This window comes from Gemella haemolysans ATCC 10379 (assembly GCF_000173915.1).
Classification (GTDB): Bacteria; Bacillota; Bacilli; order Staphylococcales; family Gemellaceae; genus Gemella; species Gemella haemolysans.
In genome coordinates, this window is record NZ_ACDZ02000006.1 from 108601 (window position 1) to 126892 (window position 18292).

Consider the following 18292-nt stretch of genomic DNA (forward strand, 5'->3'; position numbering starts at 1 on the left):
TTGAAAGTAACATTAAAAGATTATAAAAATGATGTTAAGCCCGATTGGTGTGCCGGTTGTGGAGACTTCTCGGTACTTGCGGGTATAAATAGAGCTGTTGTAAATCTGGGGATTAAACCTGAGAATGTCGTAATCTCTGCAGGGATTGGATGTTCTGGAAAAATTAGTGGATATACAAGAGCATATGGAGTTCAAGGATTACATGGACGTTCACTACCAGTTGCTCAAGGAATAAAATTAGCTAACCAAGACCTAACAGTTTTTGCTATGGGTGGTGATGGTGATGGATATGCTATCGGAATTGGACATGCTGTTCACGCTATGAAACGTAACGTAAACATGACATACGTAGTAATGGATAACCAACTATATGCCTTAACAAAAGGTCAAATGTCGCCTAAGTCTGATGAAGGTTTGATAACAACTACAACTTTAGAGGGTGTAATGGAAAAACCATTGTCAGCTATGAAAATTGCCTTATCTTGTGAAGTTACATTCTTAGCGCAAGCATTCACTGGTGATATGAAAGAAATGATGCAAATCTTCGAGGAAGCTGTTAATCATGATGGATTCTCACTAGTTAACGTGTTCAGCCCATGTAAAACATATAACTACAAAAATACGCCAGCTTGGTATAAAGAACACTTAACAAAACTTTCTGATATCGAAGGTTATGATAATACTAATAAATTAGAAGCGTATAGAGTCTTGGAAGAACATAACGACCTTGTAACAGGGGTAATTTACAAAAATGAGAAAAAACCTCATTACGAAGACACTTTACGTAATTATAAACGAGATGAACCTATTGCTCATCAAAACCTAGAATTTAGTGAGGAATTATTTAACTCGTTATGTGATGAATTTAGATAAGAGGTAAAATATGAGATTAAAAAGAATATTATTGCCATTAGTTGCTGCATATGCAGGATATCGTGTTTATCAAAAAACAGAAGAGCAAGAATTAAATAATGATCACATAGATAGGTGTAGAAACAAATTAATCGCATTAGGTTATGATGTTATAGATAGCTATACGCTAAACTTAAAAGAAAACTCATATTTAATGTTCTATTTTGTAAATGATAATATCGAGTATGAAGTCCGCTATGATAAAGAAAGTGAAACAATAGAGTACATAAAAGAGGTATAAGAAAATGAGTAAATCAATAGAAAGATTCAGAGAATTAACAATGTTAGACGGGACATCAGGGTTTGAAAATGAAGTTTCAAAATATTTAGAAGAAAATTTATCTAAATATGCTGATGAGATTAAGTTCGATAATCTTGGCGGAATCTATGCTATTAAAAAGTCTAAAAAAGAAAATGCTAAAACAGTTATGATTTCAGCTCACATGGATGAAGTTGGATTTATCGTAACTAAAGTATTACCAAATGGTATGCTTAAATTCGAAACACTTGGTGGTTTTAGGGAAGATGTTCTTTTAGCTCAAACTTACACAGTAACTTCATATGAAGGAAAAAAATTCACTGGAGTAATAGGGTCAATTCCTAAACACTTCACTGCAGGAGTAGCGCAAAATGTAAAAATTAGCGATATGACTATAGATGTAGGTGCAGCTTCAAGAGAAGAAGCTTTAGAAATGGGAATTCGTGAAGGTGCATTTGTTACACCAAAAACAACATTCGAACAACTTACTGAAAACAGATTTATGAGTAAAGCTGTTGATAACCGTTACGGATGTGTAATTATTACAGAAATCTTAGAAGAATTTGCTGATAAAGAATTAGACTTCAATCTAGTAGTTTGTGCTACTGTTCAAGAAGAAGTAGGTCTTCGTGGAGCAACTGTGGCAGCAAATATGATTAAACCTGATGTATGTTTCGTTGTAGACTGTAGTCCAGCAAACGACATGGACGGAAAAGAAACAAGTAATGGTCGCCTTGGAGAAGGATTCTTAGTAAGATTAGTTGATAGAACTATGGTACTTCGCGCTAACATGAGAGAAAAAATCGTAGCACTTGCTGAAGAAAATGGAATTAAATACCAATACTTCACTTCACCAGGAGGAACAGATGCTGGTAATATTCACCAAGCATTAAATGGTATTCCAACAACTGTAATCGGTATTTGTGCACGTTATATTCACACTCACAATGCAGTATTCGATATCCGTGATTACTACGCAGCTAAATCAATTTTAGGAAAATTATTAGAAACTATTGATGATAAATTCATTGAAGATGTAAGAAAATAAAAAAATGAGGATAGAAAAAAATTTCTATCCTCATTTTTTTATCTTTTTCTTTTACTTCTTCGATATTGTTGAGGTTCTTCCTCATAATAGTTATTGTTGTTATTCTCGTATACAGGATCAAAAGGATGAGAATCATCAATATATTGATTTTCATCATATTTTTCTTCGTATCTTTCATAATATTCATCTTCCATATATTCTTCGTGTATAGTAGCATTAATTTTAACAATTATTCCGAAGAGAATACTATTGGCTATTAATGAACTTCCACCATAACTTATAAATGGCATGCTTATACCAATTACAGGAATAATACTAAGTGTTGAAAAAATATTGATGAAGAATGAGAAGCAAAAACTACAAATAGCTAATAAAATAAAGTAGTAGCTGTAGTTACCTTGCTCGCATTTTTTCATTATATTAAATAATCTTAGTATAAATATAAAAAATATAGTTAAGAAGATTGCAGCACCGATAAATCCAAAGTTTTTAGCAACTATAGAAAAGATAAAATCATTAAATTGTTCATCAATATAGTTTTTATTTTTAGCGAATGTACCTGTAAGTCCACCTAATTTAATCTCACTAAGAACTTGAGTGATTTGGTAAGAGTAATCAAGCTTATAGGCTTCAGGATTTAACCATGAAAGGATACGATTAAGCTGATAAGATTTTAATCCAACTAGACTAAGAAGTCTTGGGAAATATAAGGCAGCAAGAATAATAATTGCTAGTCCAGCTATAACTACAGAGTAAATTCTGAATAATGTCTTCCCTTTATTGCAGACTAAAAAAACTAAGCCTAAGAATAAAAAGATGAAAAATAAGCCATTACCTAAGTCATTTTCTTTAGCGACCAATACGAAGGGTATTGAAATTATTAATGATATTTTTAAAAGTTTTACAGTATCTGTATTATCTTTGAAACTCTTTTCTTTTATCAACATACTAATCATAGCTACTGTGGCTATTTTACCAAATTCTGAAGGTTGTAAAGTGAATAGTCTGAGATTGTACCAACTACGTGCACCATTTACGATAGGAGCAAAATTATTAGGTACTAAGAATATTCCAACCAAAAGAACTAGTGCGAATAAATAGAATGCTATAGAGAATTTTTCTATATAATCTATTGGTATTTTCTGAAGTAAATATATTATTCCAAGACCAATTAAATAGAAAACAAATTGCTTAAGGAATAATGTAGGTGTTTTATTGTTATTATATTCAGCTAGTAGTATAAATAATAAACTAGAAAAACTAAATATAAAATAAAAAATCAATATCGATAAATTTGTTTTATTTTTTATGAAATTTAACATAAGTCAACTCCTTTGTTGTAATTATACAATATTGAAAGGATATAAGCAACTTATGAGAAATCTACTATGAGAAATCTATTAAAGAAAGTTGAAATTCTATTGTTATATATATTGTACATATAGTAACAAAACTCCAAATTTAATGTATAAATTATATATGTAAATTGTTGTAGTTAATATGAGAGAAAATAAGATTTATGAAATTTTGATGCTTAAAGAAGTTTTATAGAGGTATTGTTTATATGATAAAAAGTAAGGTTTCTAAAATTAGAGGAAAATTCAAATATAAGACTATTGCATAAAAAATGTATATATTCTGAATTTAATTTATGACTTTCTTCCATAGGCTATAATATTTTTTATATGTTTTACCACATGTCACACTACTAAAAACTAAGCTTTTATGCTAAAATTATATATGTTATAAATACATGGAAGAAATAAAGAGAAAGGAACTTTTGAGATGAAATATACTCCAATGATAGAACAATATCTGAAGATAAAAAAAGATTATCAGGACATGTTTTTATTTTACCGTCTTGGTGATTTTTATGAGATGTTCTTTGAAGATGCGACTAGAGCATCAAAAATATTAGAAATAACCTTAACTGCTCGTGATGGAGGAGCTGAAAAAATTCCTATGTGTGGAGTTCCATTTCATTCATCAGCAACTTACATTGATACTTTAGTAAATAATGGCTATAAAGTAGCTATATGCGAACAAGTTTCAGAACCTGGTCAAGGGAAAATCGTGGAGCGTAAAGTAGTTCAAGTAATCACACCAGGGACTTATATGAACTACAAAAACTATGATGAAAATAACTACCTAGGTAGTGCATATGTAAAGGATAATAATATCTACTTCGCATTTTGTGATATTATGACAGGGGATAGCCGATGCACTGTACTAAAAACTATGGCTGACCTCCAAGATGAGGTACTAAAAAATAATATTAAAGAAGTAATTAGCATAAAAGATCAAGAGTTGGATATCAGTGCTTATATTACTGAAGTTGAATTGAATAATGATATTACTAAGGAAAAAACAAGTAATCTTACTGACACCAATCTGCGTATTGCATGTGATGTTCTTTTAGATTATATTGAAAAAACTCAAAATAAAGATATTTCAAGCTTAAAAGATTTTGAAGTATATTTCAAAGATAAGTTTGTTTATATGACGAACTATTCGTTAAAAAACTTAGAAGTTACTCAAAATATGGCTAATGGAGGTAAGAAGGGTTCTCTTCTTAGTATTGTAGATAAAACATCAACAGCTGCGGGATCAAGAAAACTTAAAAAATGGTTAGAAAACCCACTACTGGATCTTAAAGAAATTAAAAAACGTCAGGAAATCGTAGAAGATTTTACTAAACATTATTTTGAAAAAGCGGATGTAAAAACTAGTTTGAAAGAAGTATATGATCTTGAGAGAATTTCTACAAAAGTCTCTTATAATATTGTAAGTCCTAAGGAATTATTAAATCTAAAGAAAACATTGGCTCAAATTCCAGAAATTAAGAAATTGTTATTAGGATTTGAATCAAATAAACTAAAAGATATAGCAGAGAATATTGATGAATTAACGGATTTATATGACTATCTTGAAGCGACAATCCATGAAGAAGCTGGTCAAACTGTTAAAGAAGGAAATGTAATTAAATTAGGCTTTAATGAAGAATTAGATAGTTATAAGAATGCTAGTAAGAATGGAAATAGAATATTACTAGAAATTGAAGAACGTGAAAAAGAGAGAACTGGTGTTAAAAATCTAAAAGTTGGATACAATAAGATTTTCGGTTACTTTATCGAAGTATCTAAAGTAGGGCTTAAGACTATAGATCCAACAGAACTAGGTTATCATAGGAAACAAACACTTTCTAATTGTGAGAGATTCGTATCTGAAGAACTGAAAAAAGTTGAAGAACATATCGTGAATTCTAAGACAAAAATTGAAGAGTTAGAATTACAATTATTCCAAGAAGTTAAGACGAAAATTCATAATTATATTGTAAGATTACAGAGAGTTGCTAATACTTTAAGTGATATTGATGTGTTTGTTTCATTATCTGATGTAGCGGAAGAATATGGTTATGTAAAACCTGAATTCAATGATAATAATATTATTGATATTGTTGATGGCCGTCACCCGATTGTTGAAAGAAATGTGAGTGCTGATAGTTATATTAGTAATGATTGCAAAGTAGATAAAGATAATAATATCTTGCTTATTACAGGACCTAATATGTCTGGTAAATCTACTTATATGAGACAACTTGCTCTTATAGTGATTCTTGCACAAATCGGATCTTTCGTTCCGGCGACTTCTGCGAATTTACCAATTTTCGATAAAATATTTACGAGAATAGGTGCAAGTGATGATCTTGCAGGTGGTAAATCAACGTTTATGGTTGAGATGATTGAGGCGAAGAACGCCTTAGTAGAGTCTACTGGAAATTCATTATTAATTTTTGATGAGATAGGTCGTGGAACATCGACTTATGATGGTATCGCCTTAGCTCAATCGATATTAGAATACATTAATAATACTATCAAATGTAAAACATTATTCTCAACTCACTATCATGAGCTTACAAAGTTAGAAAATATTACCCAGGGAATAAAGAATATTCACGTTTCTGCAAAAGAAGATCATGGAAAACTAATTTTCTTATATAAAATTAATGAAGGGCCTATCGAGAAGAGTTATGGTATTCATGTAGCTCAACTTGCTCATCTACCAGAAGATGTTATCGTAGGTGCTAATAAAATATTAAGAGAATTAGAAAGTGGGAATAAAGGTAGTGAGGACCTTGTTGATAATGCTAGATATAACAAAGTATTATTAAATGATGCTTCATCACAAGAATCTGAAGAAAAACTAAGAGAAAAAATACGTCAAGAACTTGAACAAGAATACAGCAGTCGAGTAGTTAAAGAAGAGGTTGTAAACGTAGATGAGGAGTCTTTAAGACAACAACTTCGTTCTGAATTAGAAAAAGAACTTAAAGAAGAGTTAGAGAAAACTATTAGAAAACAATTAAAAACTGAAGAGAAATCAAAGAAAAATTATGCGAAATTACAATTGGATTTTGATGGTGATAATGAGAAATTTGATGAAATCAAAAAACAATTAGAAAGTGTAAACTTTTTAGAAACAACACCGATGCAGGCTTTCAATCTTCTTTATGAATTACAGAGAAAAATGAGTGAGGATGTGAAATAAGTTAAATGGGAAAAATAAATATATTATCTGCAGAATTATCAAATAAAATAGCGGCAGGAGAAGTTGTCGAAAGACCTTCTTCTGTTGTTAAAGAGCTTGTAGAAAACTCTATCGATGCAGGAAGTACTAATATTAAAGTTATAATTAAAGAATTTGGTATACAACAAATTAGAATTATTGATAATGGTAGTGGAATTTCTAATGATGATTTAGCACGTGCATTTTTACGTCATGCGACTAGTAAGATAAGTGCTGACTATGATTTATTTCACATAGAAACGCTAGGTTTTAGAGGTGAGGCGCTAGCGAGTATTTCATCTGTGAGTAAAGTAACGATAAAAAGTTGTGCGGGAGAAGCGCAAGGGAAGATACTAGTTCTTGAAGGTGGAAAAGTAGTTTCTGAGGAATATTATGCACCTATTAAAGGAACTGATTTAAGTGTAGAAAATTTATTTTACAATACACCAGCAAGGCTGAAATATCTGCGTAATCCGCATACAGAACAAGCTAATATTACTAATATTATTCATAAGTTTGCCCTATCTTATCCTAATGTAGCTTTTGAACTGCATGTAGATGGTAAGATTACCTTTAAAACATACGGTGATGGTGATGTTCATAAGATTTTATCTAAGATTTATAATATGGGCGTTGCTAGAAATATGATTGAATTTAGTGGTAATAATGATGATTACAAAGTATTTGGTTATATCTCTGTACCAGAAGAGACGAGAGCTAGTAAGAACTATATAAATATTTTTATCAATGGGCGTTATATTAAAAACTACGGAATTCAAAATGCTATAATCGATGCTTACGGAACATTATTAATGATAAATAGGTATCCATTATGTGTTATTAATATAGAGATGGATCCAATTTTATTAGATGTTAACGTTCATCCAACTAAACAAGAAGTGAGATTATCGAAAGAAGCGGAGTTAATACGTCTAATAAAAGAAGTTATCGCAGAAAGACTAAGTAATTATACATATATTCCACAAGGAATGAATAATGTTCTTACTAAAAAAGAAAAAGCGAAAATCGAAAAAATAAATTTCTTAGATGAACTAGATAATAAGTTTGGAGATGTAGAAGACAAGAATATTTTTTCAGAAGAGAAAAAAGAACCTGAAGTTGATTTAGAAGTTGAACTTAGTTTCCCTGATACTCAAGAAGAAGTAGCAAGTCATGTTATTCAAGAAGATGAACTTCTTTTTGGAGGAGACTTGCTAAATAATTCTCGTGAAGAAAAAACATCAGTACAAAGTAAAGAAAACACGTCTAATCAAAGAAGTAAAACTCAGAGAATTAAGAGTGATTTACCGGATTTAAGTTATAGTTCACATCCTCGTGATAATAGAAATAAGTTTGGTGATAAACCTACTAAAAAGGAAATAGAGAACTTTATGAACTTCTCTAAAAAAGAAGATAACGCGAGTTATGATGATCGTACAGAAAAAGTTGTTTCTAATGTAGTAAAAGATGATAGTCACTTTAATGAAATCAAAGATGCGAAAATTGTTCAAGATGATGATACAAAGGTTCGTACGCTACCTGATTTAAAAGTATTGGCACAAATCTTTAAAACTTATATCTTGTCAGAGGCTGATAATAAGTTATTCCTTATAGACCAGCATGCCGCTGCAGAAAGATATAATTATGAGAAATTACAACGTGAATTTATTGAAAGAAAGAATTATAAAAAACAGATGTTAATACCGCTTATGTTTGATTTTTCTGTAGAAGAAGCGGCTGAGGTTCGAAATAATTTGGAAAAATTTGAAGAACTTGGTATTGTTTTTGAGGAGTTTGGAGATAATTCTTATGTTGTTCGTGAATTTCCTGGTTGGATAGAAGAAGATGAAGAGCAAATGATAAAAATTATTGTTGAGAAGGTTCTTAGAAAAAACAATATAACTTTCAACGAATTAAGAAATGATGCAATTGCTATGGCAAGTTGTAAAATGTCTATAAAAGCAAATCAAGTTCTTACAGATGTCGAGATGAATAAGGTTATTAGTGATCTTTATGAATGTAAGAATCCATTTACATGTCCACATGGACGTCCGATAATTACAAAAATGGAGAAAAAAGATTTAGAAAAAATGTTTAAGCGTATAGTGTAGGAGGTAAGATGAAAAAAATACCTTTAATAGCGATAGTAGGACCAACTGCAGTTGGGAAAACGGCACTTAGTATTGACCTGGCAAAAGAGTTCAACTGTGAAATAATCTCTATAGATAGTGTTCAAATTTATAAAAAGTTTGATATAGGTTCTGCAAAGGTGAAAAAAGAAGAAATGGATGGGGTAGTTCATCACCTAATAGACGAACTAGAACCTACTGATACATGTTCTGTCTATGATTTTCAAAAACTTGCACGTAAGAAAATTGAAGAAATACATGCTCGAGGTAAGATGCCTTTATTAATCGGTGGAACTGGTTTTTATATGAATGCTGTTCTAAATAACTATGAGTTTACTGATTTAGAGGAAAAAACTTATGATATTGATGTCGATATGGCAAGAGAATATCTAAAAGTGAACTATCCAGATACCTATAATACGATTGACTTAGAAAATCATCGCCGTGTAATTAATGCATATAATTATGTGATGAATGAAAAGAAAAGTGTAACGGCAAACAACAATGGAGATACCGTTCTGGATTGTTATAATCCATTTTTAATAGTTCTTAATACCGATAGAGAAGTTCTATACAATCGCATTAATAAGCGTGTTGAATTGATGTTTGAAGAAGGGCTTGAGCAAGAAGTTAAAGAAATTATAGAAGAATATGGTCTAGAACTGCAAGCTCTAGGAGCAATAGGGTATAAGGAGATGATTCCGTATCTTAATGGTAATGTTTCTAAAGAAGATACTATTGCAGCTATTTCTCAGAATTCACGCCGTTATGCAAAACGTCAATTAACATGGTTCAGAAATAAAATGGATGGAACTTGGTATGATACCGCCAATGACGAACTTTTGGCAGATGTTATAAAAGACATCAAAGGGAAATTTAATTAAAAAATTATATAGATGATTGTCTAAGGCTTGAAAAGTAAATTTTTCAAGCCTTATTTTAAATTTATAACAATATAAAATTTATTATATAATAGATATAACTTTGGTTTTAGAAAAATTTGATAGGGAATTTTAAAAATATTTTATTAGGTTTTCTAATTTAACTAGAGTTTTTATTCGTTATGTGCTAAACTAGTAATACTAAAGATTCTCAGGAAGTAGGAGGAGAAGATGAATTCATTTAAATATCTTAAGCCGAAGTTATTTAGTGTAATGAAAAATTATACAAGGGAACAATGCTTAAAAGATATAATTGCTGGTTTGATAGTAGCTGTTATAGCATTGCCTTTATCGATTGCTTTGGCGATTGCATCTGGGGTTAATCCGGAACAAGGTCTTTATACTGCGATTATAGCAGGTTTTTTTATTTCATTTTTAGGTGGAAGTAGGGTTCAAATTGGTGGACCTACAGCTGCTTTTGTTGTTATTATATATGGAATAATAGCTGAACATGGAATTGCAGGATTAACTGTGGCAACCCTTATGGCAGGAGTTATGTTAATTCTAATGGGGTTATTTCATTTTGGGGACTTAATCAAATTTATTCCTAAAACAATTACTATTGGTTTCACGTTAGGGATTGCTATGGGAATAGTAGTTGGTCAGGTGAAAGATTTCCTAGGATTAAGTATGGGAGCAGTTCCGGCAGAATTTGTTGGAAAATTAGTAGCTTACGGGCATAATATAAAAAGTATTAGTTTTGTCACTTTAGCGATAGGATTACTTGCTATACTAATTCAAATATTTTGGCCAAAGGTATCTAAGAAAATACCGGGTTCTTTAATCGCAATACTGGTTACAACATTTTTAGTAGCTATTTTCAAATTGCCGGTTAAAACTATTGGTGATCTATATACGATTAAAGCAGGGCTTCCTAGCTTTACAATGCCTACAATTTCATTTTCATTAATTAGAGAAATGATTTTACCAGCATTTACAATCGCGATATTGGCCGCTATAGAATCACTATTATCTGCTGTAGTATCTGATGGTATGACAGGAAGTAAGCATAAATCAAATGCAGAGTTAGTAGCCCAAGGTGTAGGGAACTTTATGTCGGCACTTTTTGGAGGAATACCTGCAACAGGTGCAATTGCGAGAACGGCAGCTAACGTAAAAAATGGTGGTAGAACACCAGTAGCTGGAATGGTACATGCATTTACTCTGTTATTAATACTGTTATTTTTAATGCCATATGCATCATATATACCGATGAGTTGCTTGGCTGCTATATTAATAATCGTAGGATATAATATGAGTGGATGGCGCACTTGCGTACGTATGATGAAAACTGCACCGAAAAGTGATATAGCCGTTTTAATTATCACTTTCTTATTAACATTATTCTTCGATTTAGTAATTGCGATAGAATTCGGTATGGTACTAGCTGCGTTCTTATTCTTAAAACGTATGTCTGATATTGCAGAAGTTAGGCAATGGACTTACAAAGGTTTATCTGATGAAGATAAACTGTCAGAAGAAGTTGATCTAAAATATGTTCCTAAAAATACAATTGTCTATGAAATTTTTGGAGCATTATTCTTCGGAGCAGCCAATGTATTTACTAACTTTGAACACGGAGAAGGAAAGAATGTTCTGATAATAAGAATGCGTAATGTTCCTGTTATGGACATTTCGGGATTAGAGGTATTAGAGGAAATATTGGAAACTTGTAAAAAACGTGGATTAACACTAATATTATCGCACGTAAATGAGCAGCCTTATCATGTTATGGAAAAAGCTGGGTTTATCGAGAAAATTGGTAAAGAAAATCTATGTGAAAATATCGATGCATCTTTAGAAAGAGCAGAGAAGTTAGGGAAAATTTAAATATATAAAGTTTAGTTTATGTAAAAATAACTTTCTTGGAATTTATAATTAAAATTCGAAGAAAGTTATTTTTTATAATTAAAAAGGATGTTTTTTAAGAAAAAATTTTATTTGAGAATAGATAGCCGGATTTTTATTTTAGATTATTAATAGCCGTAGTTGTGTAAATATTTTATAAGAAAGAAAATATAAAATTATAATCTGAAAGACACAATTATATACTTCATTAAGGATAAATAATATCTCCATTAGGTATTATGCTTTTACTTTAAAAGTTTTTATAACTTATATTATTTTATTAAATATTATACTAGTTTAAATCTTTAATAATAAATTTATTTTTGTGTATTTCTTAAAAGATGTATATCTAATTTTTGATTAATTTATTATCTAAGTATTTAATTATAAATATTTTAAAAGAAGTTACCGTTAAGATGTTCTTTGATAGAAATTATGTGGAAATAGAAAATAACAAGTTATTTATTATAAATATTAAAATATATTTCAATTAAAATCTAAAACATTTCCATTTAAAATATTCTAATATAAAATTATATTTATTTAATTTATGTATATGTAAGTTTTCGGAAAGTTGATGTAATAATATTTATTTAATTTCATACAGGAAAATATATATTTTATTAGAAAATATTATTTGTTTACTTTTTATTAGTGTGTTAAACTATATTAGAAAAGTTCTATTTTCACGAAAAATTAAGGAGGAGAAAATTACGTGATAGGAAAAAACAACCAAAAATTAAAGAATAAAAAAGAAGGGGTAAAAATAGAAAGTTATTCAATTAAAAAATTCAAAGTTGGAGCAGCTTCTGTCGTTATAGGTGCCAGTATCTTCTTTGGTGCTGCTGGGATAGCTAATGCTGGAGAAGTATCTGGGGAGAAAACAGAAAAAAATATAGCTGGTGAGAAAGCAAACAGTTCAAATGATGAAAAAACAGATGTTCTAAATAATAAAATCTCAACAGAAAAAGAAGTCAAAAAACCTATTAAAAAAGAGGAAGTATCAACTGATGCTACTCCAGCAGAAAAAACAGATGCTAATGCAGATAAAAAAGTAGAGAAAAAGGCATTAGATAAAAATACATTAAAAACTAATATTGAAAAAGTAGAGGAGTTGCTAGAAAAAATAAATAAAGAAAAAGCCTCTGCTTCTACTCTAGCAGCTATTAAAATAGATTTAGAGAATGCTAAAAATATACTTAACAGTACTAGTGCTGAGCTAACACAAGCCGAAATTGATGCACTAGCTAAAAAACTTAGTGAGAAAATCTTTGTATTATCTTCAATGCCGAAGGCTAATACTCCTGAAAAGGTAGTAAAAGAAGGAGAAAATACAATTGCTAATACTGGATCTCGTGATTCACGAAATCGTCAAAGTATAGGTGAAGGTACACACTTTAGAGCAGATGGTCAAGTTAGTTCAGGAGCCTTAGCAAATATTAAATATTTTGCTTCTGTTGATCCTAATGACAACGGTGGTCGAAGAACTCGAAATAATGAGCCAGAGTTTACAAAAAATAAAACAGATATTAAAGCCTATTATGTGCAAGATAGTGAAGGTAAATGGATTGTTTATGATGTGTTCTTCAATAATGACGGAAGAAAGATGACAGGTAGTAGTTATCAACAACACTATTATTTCCAAGCTCCGTTTAACATCATGGATCCATCCAATACAGTAAAAGATTTAACATTTACACGTTACCGTAATACCGGAGGTAGAAGGCTTTCAGATGGATTCCAAGGATTTGAACAATATGGAAATACTGCGACAATCACAAACCCATGGAGTCAGCAATATAGAATTTTTAATGCAGATAGGGATACGTTTTATGATCCAAACTCAGGGGTGAATCGTGATAATCAAAGATGGGATGTATTTAAAAATAACCAATATGATCCTACTCTAAACCAACTTCCTAAAGATAAAAATGGTAATTATCCAAGAGCGTCTTACCATTTAGGGCTAGATGTGAGAAGAGAAAGTACTGATTATGCAGTACATATGCATGCGAAAATCAAGCTGAAAAATGATATTACTGAAGCTGAGGCGAATGCTTATGGACGTGCATATGCAGCATCAGTAACAAAAGCATCAGGTACTAATCAGTCATATATTATGGGGACGTTAGGGACAAGTTTAACTCCAAGAGATACAACACCACCTACGATTACGGCAAATAATGCTACAGTAACAAGCCGTGAGCAAATCACGCCTATTTCAGTAACAGCTGAAGATAATAGAGGCGGAGTTGGAATGCGTGATAATAATCCAATTGAAGTGTCGGGATTGCCATCAGGATTAACATATGCGAATAATCGAATTACTGGAACGCCGACAGGAGCTCCAGGAAATAGTACAGTAACGATTAAAGCCTATGACAAAAATGGAAATATGGCTACAAAAACAATCACAATTACAGTACGAAGCCAAGCAGACACTCACAATCCAACAGGAGCAGGATTAACTGTAAATCAAGGTCAAGTTATTTCAGATGATGCTGTAAAAGCAAAAGTAAGTAACTATGCACCTGGAACATTAACAGTTGTAAGCAAACCATCAACAGCTAATCCAGGAAACGTTGGGAATGCGGTAGTGAAAGTAACATACCCAGATGGTTCGTCTGAAAATGTAAATGTACCAGTTACAGTATTAGAAGCACCAGATACACAAGCTCCAACATTAGCAATTACACCAGCTAATCAAACAGTAGTTGAAGGACAAACTGTAACCTTTATAGTAACAGCGAGAGATAATAAAATTGTTAATCTTGATGCTAATGATTTTCTAACAAAATATGGTACTAGGGTCTTTTCAGGGAAAGCATCTGTAACTTCACCAACAGACACTGATACTGAAAAAATAAGACGAATTACGATTACAACAACGGCAGAAGACGTTGGTAAGACTAATACAATTACTTTTAATGCTACGGATAATGCTAATCACAGAGCGACACCAGTGAGCTTTACTTTTACTGTAACTAAACGTGACAATATACCACCAACAATCACAGCAGGTGATGCTACAGTAACGAGCCGTGAACAAATCACTCCAATTTCAGTAACAGCGGTGGATAACCCAGGAGGAGTAGGATTACGAGATAATAATCCGATTGAAGTAACAGGATTGCCAGCAGGATTAACATATGCGAATAATCGAATTACAGGAACACCAACCGGAGCGCCTGGAAATAGTACAGTAACGATTAAAGCTCATGACAAAAATGGAAATACTGCTACAAAAACAATCACGATTACAGTACGAAGCCAAGCAGACGCTCATAATCCAACAGGAACAGGATTAACTGTAAACCAAAACCATACAATTACAGATGCAGAATTAAAAGCAAAAGTAAGTAACTTTGCACCAGGAACATTATCAATTGTAAGTAAACCATCAACAGCAACAGCTGGAAATGCCGGAAATGCGGTAGTAAAAGTAACATACCCAGATGGAACGTTTGACAATGTAAATGTACCAGTTACAGTAACAGACGTAATAGGACCAACAATTACAGCAAATAATGCTACAGTAACAAGCCGTGAACAAATCACTCCAATTCCAGTAACAGCTGTAGATAATACAGGCGGGGTTGGAATGCGTCAAAATAATCCGATTGAAGTAACAGGATTACCAGCAGGATTAACATATTCAAACGGACGAATTACGGGAACACCAACAGGACCAGCAGGAAATAGTACAGTAACGATTAAGGCATATGATAGAAACAATACGCCAACAACAAAAACAATCACAATTACAGTACGAAGCCAAGCAGACGTTCATAATCCAACAGGATCAGGATTAACTGTAAACCAAAACCATACAATTACAGATGCAGAATTAAAAGCAAAAGTAAGTAACTTTGCACCTGGAACATTATCGATTGTAAGTAAGCCGTCAACAACTAGAGCAGGAAGTGCCGGAAATGCGGTAGTGAAAGTAACATACCCAGATGGAACATTTGACAATGTAAATGTACCAGTTACAGTAACAGACGTAACAGGACCAACAATCAAAGCAAGCGGAGCAACGGTAACAAACAGAGAACCAATCCCGGAAATTCCAGTAACAGCCGTGGATAATACTGGTGGAGTAGGAATGCGTGACAATAATCCGATAGTAGTAACAGATTTACCAGCAGGATTAACGTTCACAAATGGTAAAATTACAGGAACACCGACTGGAACAGCAGGAACAAAACGAGTAACTATCACTGCTTATGATAAAAACAATACGCCAACAACAAAAGTAATTGAAATTGTTGTACAAGAACAAAAAGTTAAATACAATCCAACAGGAGAAACATTAACAGTTCCTTATAACCATAAAATTACGGATGATGAAGTGAAGGTAAAAGTACAAAACTTTGGTCCAGGAACATTAACGGTACAAAGTAAACCGTCAACAAATACATCAGGTAATGTAGGAAACGCAGTAGTAATCGTAACTTATCCAGATGGCTCAACAGAAACAGTAGATGTTCCAGTAGTAGTTGGACGTCCAAATAAAGATGATTACACACCGAAGTACAATGATGGAAGTGGAAAACCAGGAGAATCAGTAGGCATCCCAGTAAGTGAAGCAAACGGAAAAACAATTCCAGCAGGAACAACATACACAAGCTTAACACCAGGAGTAGTCACAGTAGATGGCAAAGGAAAAGTAACAGTAACAATTCCAGCAGATAAGAACCCAGGTGATAAAGTAACAGGAAAAGTTCTAGTAAGATACCCAGATGGATCAGAAGAAGAAGTACCAGTAACTGTAACAGTTACAGACAAAGATAAAGATATCTACACACCAAAATATGAAGATGGTAATGGAAAACCAGGAACTAAGGTAGAAATTCCATTGAAAGAAGAAAATGGAAAAGAGATTCCAGCAGGAACAACATACACAAGCTTAACACCAGGAGTAGTCACAGTAGATGACAAAGGAAAAGTAACAGTAACAATTCCAGCAGATAAGAACCCAGGTGATAAAGTAACAGGAAAAGTTCTAGTAAGATACCCAGATGGATCAGAAGAAGAAGTACCAGTAACAGTAACAGTTACAGACAAAGATAAAGATATCTACACACCAAAATATGAAGATGGTAAAGGAAAACCAGGAACTAAGGTAGAAATTCCATTGAAAGAAGAAAATGGAAAAGAGATTCCAACAGGTACAACGTATGAAAGTGACCAACCAGGAGTAATCACAGTAGATAACAAAGGAAAAGTAACAGTAACAATCCCAGGGGATAAGAAACCAGGAGATAAGATTACAGGTAAGATTACAGTAACATATCCAGACGGATCTAAAGAAGAAGTCCCAGTAACAGTTACAGTAGGAGAACAAGACAAAGATATCTACATACCGAAGTATGATGAAGGAAAAGGAAAACCAGGATCTAAAGTGGAAATTCCATTAACAGAAGGAAATGGTAAGAAAATTCCCGATAGGAACAACATTTGAAAGTGATAAACCAGGAATAATCACAGTAGATAAAGATGGAAAAGTAACAGTAACAATTCCAGAAGGAGCAAAACCAGGTGATAAAGTTACAGGAAAAGTAACAGTGACATATCCAGATGGATCTAAAGAAGATGTTCACAGTAAATGTAACAGTAACAACGCCAGCGAAACTTACTCCAACAGTAGAGTTGGAACAAAATCCAAATACAGGAGACGTAACAGTAACACCTAAGAAACCAGATGGATCAACGTATCCACCGGGAACTAAGGTAGAAATTCCAGGTAAGAATGGAAACACGATCACTGTAACAATTGGAGAGGATGGTAAAGGAACAGTACCAAATAGTGACTTACCAGATAGGAAAGTACCAGGAGTAGCTAGAATAACAGAACCAGGTAAACCAACAGTAGAAGTACCAGTGGTAACAACACCAGCGAAACTTACTCCAACAGTTGAGTTAGAACAAGATCCTAAGACTGGAGATGTAACAGTAACACCTAAGAAACCAGATGGGTCAACGTATCCACCAGGAACTAAGGTAGAAATTCCAGGTAAGGATGGAAACACGATCACTGTAACAATTGGAGAGGATGGTAAAGGAACAGTACCAAATAATGACTTACCAGAAGGAAAAGTACCAGGAGTAGCTAAGATAACAGAACCAGGAAAACCAACAGTAGAGGTACCAGTGGTAACAACGCCAGCGAAACTTACACCAACAGTAGAGTTGGAACAAAATCCAAATACAGGAGACGTAACAGTAACACCTAAGAAACCAGATGGATCAACGTATCCACCAGGAACTAAGGTAGAAATTCCAGGTAAGAATGGAAATATAATCACTGTAACAATTGGAGAAGACGGTAAAGGAACAGTACCAAATAATGACTTACCAGATGTAAAAGTACCAGGAGTAGCTAGAATAACAGAACCAGGTAAACCAACAGTAGAAGTACCAGTGGTAACAACCCCAGCGAAACTTACTCCAACAGTTGAGTTAGAACAAGATACCTAAGACTGGAGATGTAACAGTAACACCTAAGAAACCAGATGGATCAACATATCCACCGGGAACTAAGGTAGAAATTCCAGGTAAGGTAAGGATGGAAACACGATCACTGTAA

General features: G+C 32.6%; 12 protein-coding genes. 11 read left to right on the forward strand and 1 reads right to left on the reverse strand.

The window, feature by feature from the left end:
- Genes GEMHA0001_RS02205 through GEMHA0001_RS02215 form a run of 3 tightly spaced genes read left to right on the forward strand, consistent with a single transcriptional unit; the run spans window position 1 to window position 2219 of the window.
- The gene (locus GEMHA0001_RS02205; protein ID WP_004263874.1) at window positions 1-873 is read left to right on the forward strand and encodes a 2-oxoacid:ferredoxin oxidoreductase subunit beta; all 873 of its coding nucleotides are present in this window, start codon (window positions 1-3) and stop codon (window positions 871-873) included.
- A gap of 10 nt (window positions 874-883) precedes the next feature.
- Window positions 884-1153 (forward strand): hypothetical protein, encoded by a 270-nt coding sequence (locus tag GEMHA0001_RS02210; protein ID WP_004264147.1) that lies wholly within the window; start codon window positions 884-886, stop codon window positions 1151-1153.
- 4 nt (window positions 1154-1157) lie between these two features.
- Window positions 1158-2219 (forward strand): M42 family metallopeptidase, encoded by a 1062-nt coding sequence (locus tag GEMHA0001_RS02215; RefSeq protein WP_004264028.1) that lies wholly within the window; start codon window positions 1158-1160, stop codon window positions 2217-2219.
- A 38-nt stretch (window positions 2220-2257) separates the two neighbouring features.
- On the opposite strand, the gene GEMHA0001_RS02220 is transcribed toward GEMHA0001_RS02215, so the two are convergent.
- Entirely contained in the window at window positions 2258-3541 is a 1284-nt protein-coding gene (locus GEMHA0001_RS02220; RefSeq protein ID WP_004264128.1) for an FtsW/RodA/SpoVE family cell cycle protein, read from the reverse strand.
- A 463-nt stretch (window positions 3542-4004) separates the two neighbouring features.
- Between GEMHA0001_RS02220 and mutS the strand changes: the two genes are divergently transcribed.
- The 8 genes from mutS (at window position 4005) to GEMHA0001_RS09370 (ending at window position 18292) form a co-directional block, all read left to right on the forward strand.
- Complete coding sequence (gene mutS / locus GEMHA0001_RS02225; RefSeq protein ID WP_004263867.1) at window positions 4005-6767, forward strand: DNA mismatch repair protein MutS; 2763 nt, start codon at window positions 4005-4007, stop codon at window positions 6765-6767.
- A 5-nt stretch (window positions 6768-6772) separates the two neighbouring features.
- Window positions 6773-8896, forward strand: coding sequence for a DNA mismatch repair endonuclease MutL (mutL, locus tag GEMHA0001_RS02230; RefSeq protein WP_004264042.1), 2124 nt, complete (start codon window positions 6773-6775; stop codon window positions 8894-8896).
- 8 nt (window positions 8897-8904) lie between these two features.
- Window positions 8905-9798: a tRNA (adenosine(37)-N6)-dimethylallyltransferase MiaA gene (gene miaA, locus GEMHA0001_RS02235; protein WP_004263902.1), complete on the forward strand. Its 894-nt coding sequence runs from the start codon at window positions 8905-8907 to the stop codon at window positions 9796-9798.
- A 228-nt stretch (window positions 9799-10026) separates the two neighbouring features.
- Window positions 10027-11685: a SulP family inorganic anion transporter gene (locus GEMHA0001_RS02240; protein ID WP_004263917.1), complete on the forward strand. Its 1659-nt coding sequence runs from the start codon at window positions 10027-10029 to the stop codon at window positions 11683-11685.
- A 733-nt stretch (window positions 11686-12418) separates the two neighbouring features.
- Window positions 12419-17167 (forward strand): YPDG domain-containing protein, encoded by a 4749-nt coding sequence (locus tag GEMHA0001_RS02245; protein WP_004264176.1) that lies wholly within the window; start codon window positions 12419-12421, stop codon window positions 17165-17167.
- On the forward strand, window positions 17133-17399 hold the full coding sequence (locus GEMHA0001_RS02250; RefSeq protein ID WP_004263745.1) for a YPDG domain-containing protein: 267 nt from the start codon (window positions 17133-17135) through the stop codon (window positions 17397-17399). The genes GEMHA0001_RS02245 and GEMHA0001_RS02250 overlap by 35 nt, the downstream gene beginning before the upstream one ends.
- Window positions 17299-18183, forward strand: coding sequence for a hypothetical protein (locus tag GEMHA0001_RS02255; protein WP_155800208.1), 885 nt, complete (start codon window positions 17299-17301; stop codon window positions 18181-18183). The genes GEMHA0001_RS02250 and GEMHA0001_RS02255 overlap by 101 nt, the downstream gene beginning before the upstream one ends.
- Window positions 18176-18292: a hypothetical protein gene (locus GEMHA0001_RS09370; protein ID WP_162010644.1), complete on the forward strand. Its 117-nt coding sequence runs from the start codon at window positions 18176-18178 to the stop codon at window positions 18290-18292. Before GEMHA0001_RS02255 ends, GEMHA0001_RS09370 begins: the two co-directional genes overlap by 8 nt.

Excerpts from the sequence above, each read along its gene's own strand:
- GEMHA0001_RS02210 (WP_004264147.1), top strand. The coding sequence starts at position 884 with ATGAGATTAAAAAGAATATTATTGCCATTAGTTGCTGCATATGCAGGA.
- GEMHA0001_RS02215 (WP_004264028.1), top strand. The coding sequence starts at position 1,158 with ATGAGTAAATCAATAGAAAGATTCAGAGAATTAACAATGTTAGACGGG.
- GEMHA0001_RS02220 (WP_004264128.1), bottom strand. The coding sequence starts at position 3,541 with ATGTTAAATTTCATAAAAAATAAAACAAATTTATCGATATTGATTTTT.
- mutS (WP_004263867.1), top strand. The coding sequence starts at position 4,005 with ATGAAATATACTCCAATGATAGAACAATATCTGAAGATAAAAAAAGAT.
- mutL (WP_004264042.1), top strand. The coding sequence starts at position 6,773 with ATGGGAAAAATAAATATATTATCTGCAGAATTATCAAATAAAATAGCG.
- miaA (WP_004263902.1), top strand. The coding sequence starts at position 8,905 with ATGAAAAAAATACCTTTAATAGCGATAGTAGGACCAACTGCAGTTGGG.
- GEMHA0001_RS02240 (WP_004263917.1), top strand. The coding sequence starts at position 10,027 with ATGAATTCATTTAAATATCTTAAGCCGAAGTTATTTAGTGTAATGAAA.
- GEMHA0001_RS02250 (WP_004263745.1), top strand. The coding sequence starts at position 17,133 with ATGGTAAGAAAATTCCCGATAGGAACAACATTTGAAAGTGATAAACCA.
- GEMHA0001_RS02255 (WP_155800208.1), top strand. The coding sequence starts at position 17,299 with ATGTTCACAGTAAATGTAACAGTAACAACGCCAGCGAAACTTACTCCA.